Origin of the sequence: Microbacterium pseudoresistens, from assembly GCF_013409745.1 — a bacterium.
Lineage (GTDB): Bacteria > Actinomycetota > Actinomycetes > Actinomycetales > Microbacteriaceae > Microbacterium > Microbacterium pseudoresistens.
The window spans coordinates 1,027,634-1,044,277 of the sequence record NZ_JACCBH010000001.1; the positions used below are offsets into that span (position 1 = coordinate 1,027,634).

The following is a 16,644-nucleotide window of genomic DNA, read 5'->3' on the forward strand; positions in this document are numbered from 1 at the left end:
GCTAAGCGTTCGACGGGCGATCAGCGCGCGAGCACGAGATGCGTCGGCGAAGGCGCGGCGGTGCGATGCCGCACGCGGCCAGGGGCCCCGGTTCGGTCGTCGAGGTCGAGCACGGAGATCTCACCGGAGAGCTGACCCGCGACGAGGAGGGCGCCGTCGTGCACGAGATGATGCCGCGGCCAGGCGACGCCCGACTCGGCGAGGGCCAGCGGCTCGACGATGTCGCCCGCACCCCGCACCCGCAGCGCCGCGACGGCATCGCTGCCGCGGATGCCCGCGTACAGGGTCGTCCCGTCCTTCGAGCGCGAGAGCTCGGCAGGCGCATTTGCGCCGACCAGCACACCGGGCGACACGGTCGTCACCGCCACGATGCTCCACGTTCCGTCGCGCGCAACAGCGAGCGTGAACACCTCGCACGAATGCTCCGTGACGACGTGCAGATGCCCACTCGGATGCACGACCATGTGCCGCGGTCCCACGCCGCGCGGGAGCACTACGCGACTGTCGGCGACCAACCCTGTCGCACCTGCACGCCAGATGCGCACCTGATCGAACCCGAGATCGGTCGTGGCGATGCGCCCGTCGGGCAGGAAGGCGGCGGCATGCGCGTGCGAGGCGCGATCGGAGGCCGCGGCGTCATCGATCCCCTCGACGGCGTAGGGATCGTCGGCCGGCGGCGCGACCTCGGCAGTGCCGAGGCGGCCGTCTGCGGCGAGAGGGATGCGCACCACCCGACCGTCGCCGTAGCAGCTCGCCACGAGGAACCCGCCGTCAGGCGCGACCGCGAGGTGGCACACGAGCTCGCCGGCGTCGACCGGGTCGCCGAGCGGACTCAGCGCCGCATCCCCGGAGCGGATGTACGCCTGCACCGCGCCCTGACCCTCGAGCGCGGCGTAGACGACGTCACGCGAGGGATGCGCGGCCAGCCACGACGGCGACGGTGCTGCGGCGGCATCCCCGCCGTGCACGAGCGTGACCGGTTCGCGGCCGTCATCGCCCGAGAGCACCCCGATCCCGGAGGCATCGCCTCCTAGGTCGCCCCCGTATCCGCCGATCCAGAACGTCGTCGCCATCGCCTCATCCCTCCCTCATCCGTGAGACCCCTGGTTCACGCTGGTCGGCTGGCTCGGGGATGACCGCGACGATGCCGCGGCTATGGAGGCGCCGGCGGATCGCGCGGGGTGCCATCACCACTGAATCGGCGGTACCGCTTCGAGGCCGTCTGCCAGGGCCCGAACTCGTCCGGCGGATCCCGCTACGGCGACCCCATCCGGAACCGCCACACGATCCCCTCGACCACCCGACGATGATCCTGAAACGGCCGCCCGCCCTCGACGATGCGGCCGGCATCAATAGTTCGCTCCGAGCCCACGCGGCATCCGACAACGACTGAGGACGCGACACGCCACCAGCTTGCCGTCACGAACGTCGAAAGGTTAGGAGACACGCCCCCTAGGGGCCGAGGCTGCCTACGCGCTGCCGGCCATAAGACACGACACGCGCTACTGGCGGAGCTCCGGTGCAGAAGCACAGGCACCGGAGCGCAGTCGCCATGTGACGGGCCATAGCGTCTATCTGCGCCCGCGACGACAGGTAGGGCCTCGTGCGCGAGGGTCCTGGGATTCGTCGGTATGGCGGAGAGAGGATCGCCATCGCGACTCTCGTTTCCGGGCCGACCGACCGCTGAGACCGTCTGGTCGACTGTTTCGGTCGATGACATCCCGCTCGCCCCGTGTTAGCGCTCCAGCACGATCGCCAGTCCTTGGCCGACGCCGATGCACAGCGCGACGACGGCCAGGCCGCCGCCTCGATGGGCGAGTTCGTGGGCGGCTCGTCCGACGATGCGGCCACCGGAAGCGCCCAGCGGGTGGCCAATGGCGATCGCACCGCCGTGCTGGTTCACTCTCTGGGGGTCGAGGTCGGGCCATGATCGCATGCAGGCCAGGCTCTGCGAGGCGAAAGCTTCGTTGAGTTCGACGATATCGACATCCGTCCAGGACCGTCCGGCGCGTGCCAGGGCTCGGTCGGCGGCGGCAACGGGGGCGACGCCGAAGACGTCGGGGTCATTCCCGAAGGCGGCGCGCCCTGCGATGCGCGCGAGCGGCTCGGTGTCGAGAGCGCCTTCACCGCCGATTAGGACTGCGCTCGCGCCGTCGCTGATTGGCGACGAGTTGCCTGCGGTCACAGACCCGTCGGTAGTGAACAGCGCCCGGAGATCAGCAAGGGCCGAGAGCGATGTGTCTGGGCGGATGCCTTCGTCGTGGTCTAGGACATGTCCAGGGGTCTGTACGATCTCGTCGTCGAAGACCCCGTCCGCCCATGCCCGCGCCGCGCGCAGATGGGATCGCTCGGCGAAGGCGTCCTGCTCCTCGCGCTCGATCCCGTAGATACGGGCAAGTTTCTCGGCCGACTCACCATTTGAGATCGTCCAGGAGTGGGGCAGAGCTGGGTTTACCATGCGCCATCCGATCGCGGTGTTCCACATCGTCTGATTACCCGTGGCGGGAAACCGCTTCGCGGACTTCTCGACGACGTACGGTGCCCGACTCATCGACTCGACTCCTCCCGCGAGCACGATGTTGGCGTCGCCGGCCTCCACTGCCCGGGACGCCTGGATCACCGCTTCCAGCGAAGAGCCGCAGAGCCGGTTCACGGTGACGCCGGGAACCGTCGTCGGAAAGCCCGCCAGGAGTGCCCCGAGCCGTGCAACGTTGCGGTTGTCTTCCCCAGCTTGATTCGCATCACCGAAGATCACATCGTCGACAGCTGCCGGATCGATCGACGTGCGCCCCACAATCGCCGACATCACCACGGCAGCAAGATCATCGGGGCGAATCTCAGCCAGCGCGCCGCCGGCCCGCCCGAACGGCGTGCGTACGGCATCGTAGACGAAGCTCGCGGTCACGGCCCCTCCTCGGGGGTTAGGAGGGTCAGCCCTGTCAGCTCCTGTAGCTCGGCGAACGACGTTCCAGCCACCAACTCTCGTACGCGGAAACGGTCACCCACGACGTCGAACACCGCCCGATCGGTGTAGACCCGGCTCACGCATGCGATTGCAGTGACGGGGTAGGTGCAGTACGCGACGAGCTTCGACTCTCCGTCCTTGCTGAGCAGGTCGGTCATGACGAAGACCTGCTTTGCACCAATCGCGAGGTCCATCGCACCGCCCACGGCAGGGATCGCTCCTGGCGCGCCCGTCGACCAGTTCGCGAGATCACCACGCTCGGAGACTTGGAACGCACCGAGAACGCAGACATCGAGGTGGCCACCGCGCATCATCGCGAACGAGTCGGCGTGGTGGAAGTAGGCCGCTCCGGGGAGCGCGGATACGGCTTGCTTGCCCGCGTTGATGAGGTCGGGATCTATCAGCTCGTCATGCGGCGTCGGTCCCATGCCGAGCAGACCGTTCTCGGTGTGCAGGACAATCTCCGCGTCCACCGGCAGGAAGTTGGCAACCAGCGTCGGGGCGCCGATCCCCAGGTTGACGTAAGCCCCCTCGGGGATGTCACGAGCGATGAGTGCGGCGACTTCGGCCCGCGAAAGTCCGATTGTCATTCTGCAAGCCTCCAATTCTCGACTTTCGCTCTACCATCCAGATCCACCCCGCCGACAAACACCCCGTCGCGCAACCACGGACGTTCCCCAACTTCCACGATGCGGTCGACGAAGATTCCGGGAGTGACCACCGATTCGGGATCGAGCGCACCCAGCTCATCGACACGGTCGACCTGGGCGATTGTGGTGGTCGCTGCCATCGCCATTACGGGGCCGAAATTGCGGGCAGTCTCGCGATACACGAGGTTCCCCCAGCGATCGGCTCGCAGTGCGCTGATGAGGGCGTAGTCGCCGCGGATCGGATACTCCAGCACGTGGCGACGACCGTCGATGGTGCGCAGCTCCTTGCCCTCGGCGAGCTGCGTTCCGACCGCGGTCGGCGAGAAGAACGCCCCGATGCCCGCACCCGCCGCCCGCAGCCGTTCGGCGAGGTTGCCCTGCGGGACGAGGTCCAACTCGATCTCGCCATCACGATAGAGGCGGTCGAACGCCCAAGAGTCAGGCTGGCGCGGGAAGGAGCAGACTATCTTGCGTACGCGTCCGGCTGCGAGAAGTCCAGCGATTCCTCTGTGGCCGTTACCGGCGTTGTTACTCACGACCGTGAGATCGCCAGCGCCGTGCGCGATGAGGGCGTCGATCAACTCGACCGGCTCGCCGGCCCTGCCGAAACCGCCGATCAACACGGTCGAACCGTCGGGAATATCAGCCACGGCGGCCGCGGCATCGGCCACAGTCTTACAGATCACGATTGCAACCCCTCGTCATTGTGCGAACACGTTTGCTGACCGCGGCTGATCTCGCCGGACCTCGAGAGAGCACCGGAGGCAGCACTTCTCGAACGCCCGGATCTCACCCCAAGCCGCTGAGGAGCACGCGGAACACTTCGTCAGGAGCGCTGCCCTGCTAGGAAGTCCGCGGCTCTCCGATACACGTCCTCGAATTCGGGCAGGTGTGTGAATTTCCCGAGGAACCCGTGCGTTGCCCCCTCGTAGCGGAAGATCTCTGCGGGCACGCCAGCCTCCTTCAGTTTCAGGCCGTAGGTCTCGCCCTCGTCGCGCAGGGGATCGTATTCCGCGGTGATCACTAGGGTCGGAGGTAAGCTCTCCAGCCAATCCTCCTTGAGGGGAGATACAAGAGGATCCGCCGGGTCGGCGCCGCGAGAGAGGTAGAACGAGTAGAAGTCCGGCAGTTGCGCGGTCTCGAGTCCGTAGCCGACTGCGTTCTCCTGCCGTGACGGGTACTCGGACGCGGCGGAGGCGAGGTCGAGTCCGGGGTAGAACAGCACTTGTGCGGACACAACGAAGTCCCGTCGCTCGCGGGCCAACTGGCTCACGGCGGCCGCGAGGTTGCCACCCGAGCTGTCGCCGCAGACCGCCAAGGTCAGACCGTCCCAACCGAGCTCGTGTTCGTGGGAGGTCACCCACGCCGTTGCCTCGTAGCAGTCGAGGAGAGGCGTAGGGAAGGGATGCTCCGGCGCCAACCGATATCCGACGGATACCACCTTGAAACCGGCCGCTGCGCAGAGAGCGCGCGCGATCTCGTCGTGGCTTTCGAGCGTGCCGGAGAAGAAGGCCCCTCCGTGAAAGTACATGAGGATGGGAAGCGGGGCATTGGCGCTCGGCTCGTAGATCCGTACTGGAAGCGGTGAGCCGACATCGATCAGCCGGTCTTCAACGGCGTACACAGCAGCTCGCTGCGCCGGTTCGAGCGCGGGCTGGTCGAGGATCGGTCTCATGACCTCAGGCGTGAAGGCCGGACGAGGGTCTCCGGGGGCAGAGTCTTGCGGTGCGCGAAGCGCCTGTGCAATGTCCGGATGCAGAGTCACTGGGTCACCCCCGCCAGGACTGCTTCATCCCGAACGGCCCACTCCGGGACGTTGTGGAAGATCGTGCCGCTCTGCATGGTGGGGATAATCCGCGAGAGGGCCTGATACCGGTCAGTCAGCGGCTTCCTCAAACTCTCGTACACCTCGAGGGCGTCCGGGAGGCTTCCTGTGCGGAGCGATTCGTCCAAGACGCCCGCATCCTGGATCGCCGAGTTCGCTCCGTATCCCTGGTGGTGGCACATCGCGTGCGCGGCATCCCCCACGAGGACGACCGAGTCATTGTGCCAGGTGCGAAGAGGCTCGATGTCGTGGATCGATCGTTTGACGTAGTGATCGACGCCGGCGGCGATTTTCCTCACTCGCTCGTCGAAGCCGTCGAGCATCTCCGATATGGCCCCGTTGCTCACGTCGGGCTGCCACGCGGGGTCGTCCGAGATCGCCGTGACGTCGAAGGAGACCTGATTGCGATGATGCAGTGGTACGAGATAGATCTGAATCCCGTCCGCCACCAGAATGCGCAACGCGTTGTCCGGCGCGAGCTCGAACGCCTCGGGGTCATTGACGATCGCTCGGTAGGCGTGGAACCCCGAGTAGACGGTCGGCGTGGGTCCGAAGACACAATCACGCACGACGGAGCGGATGCCGTCCGCGCCCACGATGAGGTCGAACTCAGCCACGTGCCCGTTCTCGAACTCCAGACGGGCACCGTCGCCACCTTGCTCCAGCGATGCGAGCCGATGACGGGTGTGAACGCGATCGGGGCCGATTCGGCTCATGAAGATGTCGAGGAGATCGGCTCGATGGATGAACCGAGCGCGCTCTTCGCCGGGGTCGTCGGTGAGCTGCGGCCAGCGTTCACGGACGAAGAGTTCGTTCCTGGCACCGCGGATTTGGATGTGCGGGCTGAATGCGCTCCTCGACGCGAATTCTTCCCAGACCCCCCACCGTCGCAGATGCTTGGCCGTCGTGGCGCGGATCCCCACGCCGGCACCGACCTCGCGGATCTCGGCCGCCTGCTCGAAAAGTTGCACGTCGTAACCGGCGTTAAGGAGTGCGAACGCCGCGGATGAGCCGGCGATTCCTGCACCGACCACCGCCACGCGGGTCGAGCGCGTTGTGCTGTTATTCATCGTCATTTGTCCTCTCTAGGGAGCCGTTATGGGCGTGAAGCCAAGCGACCGGGCATACCCGCCCAGAGTGATGAAGAAGGGTGAGGGAAACCGCGTCGGGTCTAGTTGGTAGTGGAGATCGTGTGCGATCCGGGTGAATGGGTGGTAGGGAGAGTCGATGTCCGGCGTGGGGTCAGGCGACAGGTGACGGCTCGCCGCCTCGGCGATGCGCTCCTCGATCTCCAAGCTCCACGTGATTACCTTGCGGACGGCGTCAGCGCCGTCGATGTGTCCGGGCAGGACTGATCCGTCGGCCGTCACGAACCGGTGCGCAAGCGAGAGGGATGCTGGCTCTATATCCAGCAAGAGCCGAAGACTCTCCCGGTACCGCGCTGGATCCTCGTACGACGGGAATCGATTCATCTCCCCGCCATGCACTTGAACGGCGTCACCGACGAATGCACGTCCCACGCGCTCGATCCAATAGGTGACGGCTCCCGGACTGTGCCCGGGCGTGTGAACCGCACGGACGGTCGCATCTCCGAGGTCGAAGGTCTCATCCCCTGACAAGACGATGCCCGGCGAGACGCCGCCGGAAAACAGAGTGTCGACGATCCGCGGTAGCTCCTCGTCGGCCGCTCCTCGCAGAAACTGGTCATTCACTCGACCGTGGAGCTCGAGATGGGCGTCGGCCCGTTCGAGCAGGCGGACGTCCTCGCCGTGGATCGCGATGTCCGCCGTGCCACCCGTGAGCTGCCACACCTCGCGTGCTCCACCCGCGTGATCGAGATGGCCGTGCGTGAGGAGGATAACTCGCACGTCCTCGAGTCGCCGGCCGGCCTCTTCGAGCGACGGTGCGATATCGCGAGCCGGCGCGCCCGCGGTCGCCGTGTCGACGAGCGTCGGCACCTCGGCAGCGATGTGATAGGTGAACGCGAAGAACTGCCCCACCGGGCATGCGGACACAACTACTTCGGGCGACACCTCAGCTCCCGGTCATCGTGAGTAGCGCGGCGGGATTGCGGACGAGCATCTGAGTGATGAGGTCCTCATCGATGCCCTCGCCACGGACCTCGGGGACGAAGGAATCTAGGAGCTCGGCGACTGAGTGGGGCAGCGACACCCATCCGAGCGGTGCGCAGTTTGCGTCGGCGGAGATGATCAGCCGATCTGCCCAGCCTTCCTGGATGAGATCGACGAGCTGAAGGAGGCGACCGCGCCGAGGTCGAGCCCACGCGGGGGCGGGGTGCTCGGCGTCGGCTTTCTCCGAGTCATATCCGATGAGATCGATTCCCACGTACGCTCCACGGGTGACGACGCGGATGTCGCGCGCGCGGTCAAGGTCGTAGGACACATCGATGTGCCCGAGGATGACCCGCTCGGGAGCGAGCCCCTCACTCTCCAGCAGATCCAGTTGGCGATCAGCATCGACGGCCAGGTGCGTAACAACAGGCACGCCGGTCGCCGCTGCGGCGCGACCGGCGGCGCGATAGATCCTCTCGTCGAGTTCCGTGAGCCCGTACGGCTGGACGCCGACCTTGATGATGCCCGCTTTGGCGTCGGTCCCGTCGATCCCCTCGGTGATTTCCTTGATGAAGAGATCGGCGAGGTACTCGACCGGCTTGTCGCGGAAGAACGGGCGGACTCCTTGTCCCGTCCAGAATCCTGTGCAGGCGACGAAGTTGACGCCGGTGCTCTTGGCAATAACACGGAATCGCGAGATGTCTCGGCCGAAGCCGATGCCGGTCAGCTCAACGTACGTGCGTCCGCCGAGGCCGTGGAAATCGCCGATCATCTGCTCGGCAAGCGCGATCACCTCGTGCGCCGGACGCCACGAACGTGAATTGAGCTCCCAGCCTGGCTGGCCGAAACTAATGTGCTCGTGCATCGCAGTGACGCCCAGCGCCTCGGCCGGGACCGCCCCGAGAACGGTGTTGACAATGCCCATCTGTCAGGACTCGCTTCTGTCGTGAATGGAAAGGAGGCGCTGAGGAGTGCGCTCGAGGATCTCGTCGATCGATTCCTCGCTCACCCCGACATCTCGGAGCGCGAAGATGAAATCGCACATGACTGCAAGGAATCCGTCCTGTGCATCCGCCTCGCCGCCGATCGACACTCCCACCGCGCCGTCCGACACCAGGATTCGTCCCGCATGCCCGGCGTCGAGCAGAGCGCGCACCAACTCCGCCAACTCACGGTGCGTCGCGAACCCCGGACGGCCGGCTGTAGCGATGTGATCGAGCGCGACGACGGCACCTCGCTCCGCGACCTGGAAGGGGATGCCGGCATCGATCATCCTCCGCAGATCCATCGAACCCACAATGACTCTCGCAGGGTCGACGTCTTCTTCGCCGAGGATCTCGAGAAGACGTAGCGGATCGCCGCCAGGGCAGGCGAAGACGGCGACTCCCGCGATTCGGGCGGCGCGAGCACCCGCGCGGGTCGCGATCTCGTCGAACTCGGTGGTTCCGTCGTCGGAACCGGCAACGAGCACCATCCCCGCGCGACCGACTCGTGTTCGCGGTGGCACAACGAGTCCCTCGGCGAGTTCGGCGTCGAAGATTTCCTGCAGCTGATCGGGGGACGTCATCACCGGCGGGTTCTGCGTGAGCGAGATGGGCTTGGTCCAATACGAACCCACGCACCATTCGGCTCCGAAACCCGTGGCGACGACGATCTCAACCCCCGTCGCCTGGCTAAGCAGCTGGTAGAGCTCCGGGTCGCGACCCATCGTCATGCCGCCGACATCCACGATCGTTCCGCCCCCCGCCTCACGGAACGCTAAGAGCGCCTCCCGAAGAGTGTCGAACATCCTCGCACGATCGATCTCGACCTCGGGTGCGAGTTCCGCACCCGGCATGATCTCGAGCAGCTTCTCGGCGATAAGGACCCTTCCGGCTACGCGCACCGCCCGGGCGCCACGAACGGCCATCATCTGCGGTTCACGCGACGTCACTAGATCCATCTGGTGGTGTCCTCTCTGACTCCTACGTATATTATAATACTAATAGATCGGATCGGCGCAAGAGATCGAGATGCCTCAGCTTCTTTGAGCGCGAAGCTTGCGAGTGGAAGGCAAGATTCCGATGGCCGCGAGCCGACAGGTGACGGTCAGGCTGAGGACCGCGTACGCGCGGGCGTCAAAGGCGGACCGGGGCGGATCCTCGACGAGGTGATGTCGACGACGGGGATGGGCCGGTCAACGGCCAGGCGGATGCTCACCCAGCCCGCGTTACCGATGCCTGCCGAGCAGGTCGATCGGCGACAGTTGCGTCCGAAGAGATGCAGCGACGAAACGACCGCCCGCCCCGCGTTCACTTCTCAGTGAGGCACCTCGGAGATCACGAATCGCGTTCGGTCACCGCTGCGAAGTCGCCTACGCCCGTCGCGCATCCGTCGACCGTCCCTCAGTCATGAACGTGGGGCGTCGCGTTGACGCGCGTACGACTGCCGACGAGCGCGAACAGCGAGACGAGGCGAGATCCCTGCGGCACCGATCCGCGTCGCACGGTTGATAGGAGGCTATTCGTCTGTGTATATTGTTATTTCAATACACGAATGAATCTTGGTGCGACTCGACCGGACCTCGATACCCAGGAGGAATCAGCGTGCGCCTTGCAAATCTCACCGGACGACTCGTGATCATGGATGGCGCCGACGCCATTGATGTCGCCCGGGCGAGCCGGGGCTCCTTCTCAGCCGACCCTCAGAGCATCTTCGAAACGTGGGCGGAGTTCGGGATCTGGGCGAAGACAGGGTTGACCGATGCGCCCCGTGAACCTGTCAATTTTGGGGAACTTCAGTGCCCGATACCGGCGCCGCGACAGCTGTTCGCGGTTGGTCTGAATTACGGGGCTCACAACACCGAGGTGAAGCGCTCGTCGTCGGCAGCCCCGGTCGTCTTCACGAAGTTTGTCTCGAGCATCTCTGGGCCCTATGATCCCGTGCACCATCCGGGCGGCGATCTGGATTGGGAGGCTGAGCTTGTCGTCGTCATCGGGCGCGGCGGTCATCACATCTCCGTCGACGCAGCGTGGGGCCATGTCGCGGGCCTCACGGTCGGCCAGGACTTCAGCGAACGGGTTTCGCAGCGGACGGGGTCGCCCCCGCAATGGTCACTCGCGAAGTCGTACGCCGGCTTCGCTCCCCTGGGTCCCGTCATCGTGACGCCCGACGAGTTCGCGCGCCCCGATGACCTCGCCATACAGGCGCGCGTGAACGGCGAGATCGTTCAGTCCGCCAGGACCTCGGAGTTGATCTTCGGTGTTCCCGAGCTCATTTCGTATCTCTCCGAGATCGTCACCTTGCTCCCGGGAGACGTCATCTTCACCGGCACACCCGCGGGGACCGGCATCGGCATGAACCCGCAACGCTTTCTCATGGCAGGTGACGTGGTTGAGACGACCATCGAGGGCATTGGCTCCCTGCGGAACGTCGTGACCGCCGACAGTGAGTTGGTCTGATGCGACGGCTTAGTCTGACCTTCGACAACGGGCCTGTCGTCGGCGTGACGGATCGTGTGCTGGACATGCTCGACGCGCACGGTGCACCCGCCACCTTCTTCGTCATCGCATCACGCCTGCGCGACCCTCAGCTCATGGCCCTCGCCGCGCAGACGCGAACACGAGGGCATCGCATCGGCAATCACACTCTCACACACTCCGCGATGTTCGGCGACATCGACGACCCCGCCTTCGCGGCGCAGGAGATCCATGAGGCTCAGCGCCTCATCGGCGATCTCTCCGACGAGGATCTGCTCTTCCGTCCGACGGGCAAAGGGGGGCACCTCGGCCCGAGGCTGCTCAGCCAGGACGCCGTGAGCGCTCTGGCTGCCGGTCAACACACCCTCGTGCTGTGGAACAGTGTGCCGCGCGATTGGGAGCAGCAGGATTCCTGGCCGGATGCTGCCCTCGCGAGCCTCGAGGATTCGGAGTGGACGGTGCTGGTTCTGCACGACACGACATCAGCGATCGACGAGCTGCCCAGGTTCCTCCGGGAGGTCGAGCGTCTCGGCATCGAGTTGCGGACCGACTTCCCCGACGATTGCGTCCCGATGCGCCGTGGGCGCCTCGAGGGAGACATCACGAGTCTCGTGCAGGATGCTAACGGGGAGGAACATCCCCGTTAGCAGGCGAGCGCGGTCGAGGACGTCGACCTCGCCTCGTTCTCCATCAACGGTGGGGCCCACACGAACGGCCGGCCGACGAGCACTCCATCCGCTCCGAGGGCGAGCGCCTAGACTACGCCTCCGGATCCGTCAGTTCCTTGACGAGCATCGTTCCTGGCGAATTATCTCTGACCCACGCGATCTTGTCCGCACGAGATGCCGGTTCTGCTCGAAGTTGACCCCCGCGTCCGCCTGGGCACCTGGGTATCGCCAGGCCGCCTGGGGACGGCGCGGAAGTTGATGAAGAGCGAAAGGTGAATCGGACGTCCCGCGGTCATGGCTGTGCTCCCGGGTGCGATTCGGAATGAGGCGCCAGTTGATGCGGCGCAATGGTTTCGTCGGAACTCGACGGCGGGCCAACCGGCTCGCGGTCACCTCGCGATCGGATGAGGGTCAGGACGTGTGATCGCAGCTCGGCGAATCGAGGAATCTCCTTGGTCGAGATCTGATCGCGTCCGCGAGGCAGGTCGACCGGAAGGACCTCGACTACGGTGGACGGCCGAGCGGACATGACCACGACGCGGTCGCTAAGGTAGACGGCCTCGTCGATGTCGTGAGTGACGAGCACGATCGTGATCCCGAGGTCATCTCTCACCTTAAGTACGAGATCCTCAAGATCTGCGCGCGTCTGTGCATCGACGGACGCGAACGGTTCGTCCATGAGTAGGACCGACGGTTCGTACGCCAGGCCGCGCGCGATCGCGACGCGTTGCTGCATCCCGCCTGACAACTGCCACGGGTAGCTGTTCTCGAAGCCCGTGAGGCCGACCTCGCTGAGCGCCCGTCGGACGCGTTCCTTGCGCTCGGCAGTGGACTTGAACTTGTTATAGAGCGGAAGCTCGACATTCCGTTGCACTTTGAACCACGGGAAGAGGGAACGGCTGTAGTCCTGGAATACGCAGGCCATCTCCTTCGGCGGCGCGAGGACCGGTGAGCCTACGAGCTCGACAGACCCACTCGTCGGCTGCATCAGTCCGGAGATGCAGCGCAACAGAGTGGTCTTACCGGCACCAGACGGCCCGACGATGCTCACCAGCTCGCCGGCGGCCACCGAGAACGACACATCCGAGATGACATTCAAGGGGCCCGAGCTCGTGTCGAACGATTTCTGCAGTGACTGTACTTCGAGCATCATGACTCCGAGACGTTGGGGTTCCAGGTGAGCAGGCGACGTTCCATCCACAGGAAGGCGATGCTGAGTAGTGCACCGATGAGACCGAGGAGGATCATCCCGGCCCACATGCCGCGAATATCGAAGGCCTGCTGGGCTTGCAGGGTGACGAATCCAATCCCGTTGGTTCCCGCGAGCATCTCCGTGACGATCATCATGATCAACGCGATGCTGAGCGAGATCCTGGCGCCGGCGACTATTCGAGGCAGCGAGTAGGGCAGCAGGACGTAGACCACTCGCTGCGTCCGCGTGAAGTGGAAGACGCGTGTGACATCCTCGTGCCCCCGGTCCAATGAGGCGACAGCGTCGATCGTGTTCAGTAGGACTGGGAAGATGCACACGAATCCGATGAGGAGAATCTTCATCTGGTCGCCGACTCCGAGCATCATCATTGCGATCGGCAGCAGGGCCGGCGCGGGTATCGCACGACCGAAATGGATCAAGGGGCTGACGGCCTGGTAGAGCGGCCGCACGCTGCCGAGCAGGACTCCGACGGCGACGCCGCCGATGACCGCCAGGATGAAGCCGGCGAACATCCGTCCCAGACTCGGCAGCACGTCGCTACCAAATTGCGCGAACACCCACATTTGGCGGAATCGATCGAGGATGTCGCTGAGCGGGGGAAAGAACAGCGAGTCGCTTCCCGCGCTCAGCAGCCACCACAGCGCGATCGCGGCGAGTGGTACGGCCAGATAGACGAAAATGCGTGCGGGTCCGCGGCGGCGGCGATTCGGTCGTCGCGCGACTCGGCCCCTAGCAGCGAGGTTAGTCATTGCCTGCCCCATCTCACGTCGCCGGCCGATATGGCTGGTGCCACTTGAGTAGCTTCGGCTCAAGACGCTCCATGCCGAGATTCGCCATGAGTCCGATGCCGCCGATGACGAGCGTCAGCCCGTACACTGCGGGATAAATGCCATTGATCTGACTGTTGCGCAACGTTGCACCGATACCCGGGATGCTTCCGACAATCTGCACGGTGACGACGACGACGAGGGCGATCGATGCAGCGATCCGGACACCGGTCGCGATGGAGGGCGCTACTCCAGGCAGCAGCACATCGAAGATTCGCTGTCGGCGTGAGAAGCCAAACATCCGTGCAGTCTCCATCGCCAACGGATCCAGCGACTGCAGGCCGTAGACGGTCTGGAAGAAGACTGGCCACACCGCTCCTACGGCAGCGAGCCAGTAGGCGACTTCCGGCGTCGCTCCGAACAGAAGGAGAAGCAGCGGCAGATAAATGATCGCGGGAATGGGGCGCAGGAACTCGATCGGCGCCTGGAGCAGTGCGGAGAGAACGCGGTTGGTGCCCACCAGCAACCCGCCGCCGATGCCCGCCACGGTCGCGATTAGGAGCCCGATCAGCCACTGGAACATCGTGGCGGCGAGATCATCCCAGAAAGCGGCGGTGCCCGCTGCCGTCCACAGCCAAGGTACGACCGCGGAGGGCGAAGACAACTGCGACGGGATGAGCTCTGCGCGGGCGAGCACCTCCCACGCGAGCACGGCCGTGGCCGTGCTCGCGAGAGGAAGCACCCAGCGTCGCCTGCGTCGGGATGTCATCCAAAGACCCCTGGCGCGACAAGCTCGTCGCTCGTGGGCGCCTTGTCCGCGCTGACTACCCCACTGTCGACCATGAAGCTCACGAACGCGTCGTACTCGGCCTCGCTGAACGTCGCCGACCACTCCGAAAGCGGCATGGACGCCACAAGCGCGGGGTCCATCCCGGTCTCGGCACTGATGAGCGCGCGCATCTCATCCGGGTTCTCCGTGGCGTACGCGGCCGCTTCTGCGATGGACTTCTGCCAGGCCTCAAGGACCGTCGGATTCTCGTCGATGAATGCCTGAGACATCAGCGCAATCGCTCCGATCGCGTCGTCACTGTCGAGCGCGGTCAGGACCGTACTACCCAGGACGGTGGCGTCCGCGGACCCGATGGTGATGAAGGGCTGGACCGTCGTGATCGCATCGACTTGGCCGCTCTCGAGCGCCTGAAGCTGATTTGCGAAGGGAACCTGGATGAAGCTGATCGTGGACGAGTCGACCCCTTCCGCGGCCGCAGCGCGGGCCGTGAACTCTGCCCAGCAGCACGAGGTCGAGTGGATTCCGACCGTCTTGCCCCCGAGGTCTCCGAACGAACTAATGCCGGAGCCCGGCGCGGCGAGCGTCGAGTATGTCGGCCCCTGCTCACCATCCACCTCTCCGGTCAAACCGCTCGCCACCACGATGGGAATACCTTCCGAAACTGCGGTGATGCCGACCCCAAGGTGCGTCGGAACAACGTTGACCTGGCCGTTTAGCATAAGACTGACCGCGTTGGCCCCCGAGCCACCGTCCTTCAGTTCGACGTCGAGCCCGTTCGCTTCGAAGAAGCCCTTTTCTTGCGCGAGCTTCATGACGGTGAAGTTGATCACCGGTTCGTAATTGACAACGACCCGAATCGGCTCCCCGCTCGCTTCCGACTGCGATGGTTGCGCAGTATCACCCGCAGAGCATGCCGCGAGAGCGAGCGCGAGGAATCCGACGACTCCTCCCGCGAGCGCACGGCGCCGAGTCGAAACGCCTGAACGCAGCGGACCTGAATTTGTAAGCATGTCGTTCCTCTTCCTTGAGTTGACGCTACGACGGGTCTCCCACCCTCATGGGAGCCGGGATGACCGATCCAACCTAAGAGTATAATAATGTATTGAGATGTCAAATCCGCTGTCGCTCGTAGGCGCAGCGTGCGGCGATGCATCGGAACCATCGAGGTATAGATGCCGGGGGCGACGTCCGACGCTGACGAACGTCTTCATCTGATCCTGGGCGAACAGGTGCGGCGACACGCTCGGGGAGACGCTCTTCTCAATCCGCTGTCATCCCGACCACAACCCGTCACTCCCCTTCCGCGCGCTAGCAGGTCGCGGCTGAAGCGCGGATCGACCGATGTCGCTCGCCGTCAGCCCCAGAGGGGATCATTTGACTCGAACACCAGCTTGAGCTCATCGGGCAGCTGGGCAGATCTGCGCCATGTGCCCGGTCGGCCATCCTTCGTGAAGCCAAGCGTCTCGACGACGAGCACCGGCGACCCCTCCGGAACCTGCAGACCGCGAGACTCTTCGGGGGTGGCACCTGTAAGCCACACGACATGTTCCGATCGAGTGATATTGATGCCATGGTCGCGAGCGAGCAGTGAGAAGGCAGATCCGCTCTGCTTGAGCTCTTCGGCCGTTGGCCGGAACTCCTCAGGGCTGCGGATGAACAGACGCGCCCAGAAGACGGGCGCCCCACCCTCGAGTGCAATCTGCCGACTGAAGGTGAACACGTCCTCATCTGGGGCGAGCTCAAGGGACGCTGCAACAGACGCCGGCGGCCTGCTCCGGTCAAGTTCCGCCACTTCGGTGACGGGGTGAAGACCCCGATCCTGCAAGTAGGAGATAAGACCACCGAACTTGAGGGCGGACGGTCGTTTCACCTGAGAACGTCGCACGGGGAAGGTCCCCTTTGCACGCTCACGGTAAACCACGCCTTCGTCCGATAGCTCACGCAGTGCCTGACGAATGGGTGCGCGACTCACACGGAACCGGCGGAGGAGTTCCTCCTCGGTCATTACCGGGCCAGCGCCATCGGAAGCCTCAATGTCCGCGACGAGGATCTGCTTGATCTGACGGTAGATCGGCACCCCGGACGTTCGATCGATCTTGGCCATGTGAGCCTCCTGGTCGTCAACGCGAGAACCGCAACGGCGGCCAAGTGATGATTTTATTATACGAAAGAAGCGCTTCTGGAGGACAGACTCGCGCAGCGACGCGCAAAAAGCGCCGCCGACCCCCTCGCGCCC

General features: G+C 64.8%; 16 protein-coding genes. 2 read left to right on the top strand and 14 right to left on the bottom strand.

The annotated features are described in order from the left end of the window. Positions 1–20 precede the first annotated feature (20 nt). The 9 genes from BKA02_RS05015 to BKA02_RS05055 form a co-directional block, all read right to left on the bottom strand. The gene (locus BKA02_RS05015) at positions 21–1,073 is read right to left on the bottom strand and encodes a lactonase family protein (RefSeq protein ID WP_179431861.1); all 1,053 of its coding nucleotides are present in this window, start codon (positions 1,071–1,073) and stop codon (positions 21–23) included. A 662-nt stretch (positions 1,074–1,735) separates the two neighbouring features. Next, positions 1,736–2,905 (bottom strand): acetyl-CoA C-acyltransferase, encoded by a 1,170-nt coding sequence (locus BKA02_RS05020; protein ID WP_179431863.1) that lies wholly within the window; start codon positions 2,903–2,905, stop codon positions 1,736–1,738. Then, a complete protein-coding gene (locus tag BKA02_RS05025) occupies positions 2,902–3,555 on the bottom strand; it encodes a 3-oxoacid CoA-transferase subunit B (RefSeq protein WP_179431865.1) in 654 nt (217 codons plus the stop codon). Before BKA02_RS05025 ends, BKA02_RS05020 begins: the two co-directional genes overlap by 4 nt. Continuing rightward, a complete protein-coding gene (locus BKA02_RS05030; RefSeq protein WP_179431867.1) occupies positions 3,552–4,301 on the bottom strand; it encodes a 3-oxoacid CoA-transferase subunit A in 750 nt (249 codons plus the stop codon). Before BKA02_RS05030 ends, BKA02_RS05025 begins: the two co-directional genes overlap by 4 nt. A gap of 140 nt (positions 4,302–4,441) precedes the next feature. Beyond that, positions 4,442–5,290, bottom strand: a complete 849-nt coding sequence (locus tag BKA02_RS05035; protein ID WP_179431869.1) for an alpha/beta hydrolase — start codon at positions 5,288–5,290, stop codon at positions 4,442–4,444. 86 nt (positions 5,291–5,376) lie between these two features. Next, the gene (locus tag BKA02_RS05040; RefSeq protein WP_179431871.1) at positions 5,377–6,510 is read right to left on the bottom strand and encodes an FAD-dependent oxidoreductase; all 1,134 of its coding nucleotides are present in this window, start codon (positions 6,508–6,510) and stop codon (positions 5,377–5,379) included. 15 nt (positions 6,511–6,525) lie between these two features. Next, complete coding sequence (locus tag BKA02_RS05045; RefSeq protein ID WP_179431873.1) at positions 6,526–7,440, bottom strand: MBL fold metallo-hydrolase; 915 nt, start codon at positions 7,438–7,440, stop codon at positions 6,526–6,528. 34 nt (positions 7,441–7,474) lie between these two features. Further along, the gene (locus BKA02_RS05050) at positions 7,475–8,437 is read right to left on the bottom strand and encodes a phosphotriesterase family protein (RefSeq protein WP_179431875.1); all 963 of its coding nucleotides are present in this window, start codon (positions 8,435–8,437) and stop codon (positions 7,475–7,477) included. A gap of 3 nt (positions 8,438–8,440) precedes the next feature. Continuing rightward, on the bottom strand, positions 8,441–9,424 hold the full coding sequence (locus BKA02_RS05055; protein ID WP_179431877.1) for a phosphotriesterase family protein: 984 nt from the start codon (positions 9,422–9,424) through the stop codon (positions 8,441–8,443). Between the two features lie 709 nt (positions 9,425–10,133). On the opposite strand from BKA02_RS05055, the gene BKA02_RS05060 reads away from it, so the two are divergent. Both BKA02_RS05060 and BKA02_RS05065 read left to right on the top strand, forming a co-directional pair. Further along, positions 10,134–10,952 carry a fumarylacetoacetate hydrolase family protein gene (locus BKA02_RS05060; protein WP_218844451.1) on the top strand — a complete coding sequence of 273 codons (819 nt, stop codon included), beginning with the start codon at positions 10,134–10,136 and terminating at the stop codon, positions 10,950–10,952. After that, on the top strand, positions 10,952–11,617 hold the full coding sequence (locus BKA02_RS05065) for a polysaccharide deacetylase family protein (protein ID WP_179431879.1): 666 nt from the start codon (positions 10,952–10,954) through the stop codon (positions 11,615–11,617). Before BKA02_RS05060 ends, BKA02_RS05065 begins: the two co-directional genes overlap by 1 nt. Positions 11,618–11,930: 313 nt before the next feature. On the opposite strand, the gene BKA02_RS05070 is transcribed toward BKA02_RS05065, so the two are convergent. The 5 genes from BKA02_RS05070 to BKA02_RS05090 all read right to left on the bottom strand — a co-directional run bounded on the left by BKA02_RS05070 (position 11,931) and on the right by BKA02_RS05090 (position 16,512). Further along, the gene (locus BKA02_RS05070; RefSeq protein ID WP_218844453.1) at positions 11,931–12,791 is read right to left on the bottom strand and encodes an ATP-binding cassette domain-containing protein; all 861 of its coding nucleotides are present in this window, start codon (positions 12,789–12,791) and stop codon (positions 11,931–11,933) included. Next, positions 12,788–13,600, bottom strand: coding sequence for an ABC transporter permease (locus tag BKA02_RS05075; RefSeq protein ID WP_218844455.1), 813 nt, complete (start codon positions 13,598–13,600; stop codon positions 12,788–12,790). Before BKA02_RS05075 ends, BKA02_RS05070 begins: the two co-directional genes overlap by 4 nt. Positions 13,601–13,613: 13 nt before the next feature. Beyond that, positions 13,614–14,330, bottom strand: coding sequence for an ABC transporter permease subunit (locus BKA02_RS05080; RefSeq protein WP_179431881.1), 717 nt, complete (start codon positions 14,328–14,330; stop codon positions 13,614–13,616). A 53-nt stretch (positions 14,331–14,383) separates the two neighbouring features. Beyond that, a complete protein-coding gene (locus BKA02_RS05085) occupies positions 14,384–15,238 on the bottom strand; it encodes an ABC transporter substrate-binding protein (RefSeq protein ID WP_179431883.1) in 855 nt (284 codons plus the stop codon). Positions 15,239–15,762: 524 nt separating this feature from the next. Then, positions 15,763–16,512 (bottom strand): GntR family transcriptional regulator, encoded by a 750-nt coding sequence (locus BKA02_RS05090; protein WP_179431885.1) that lies wholly within the window; start codon positions 16,510–16,512, stop codon positions 15,763–15,765. Between the last annotated feature and the right edge of the window lie 132 nt (positions 16,513–16,644).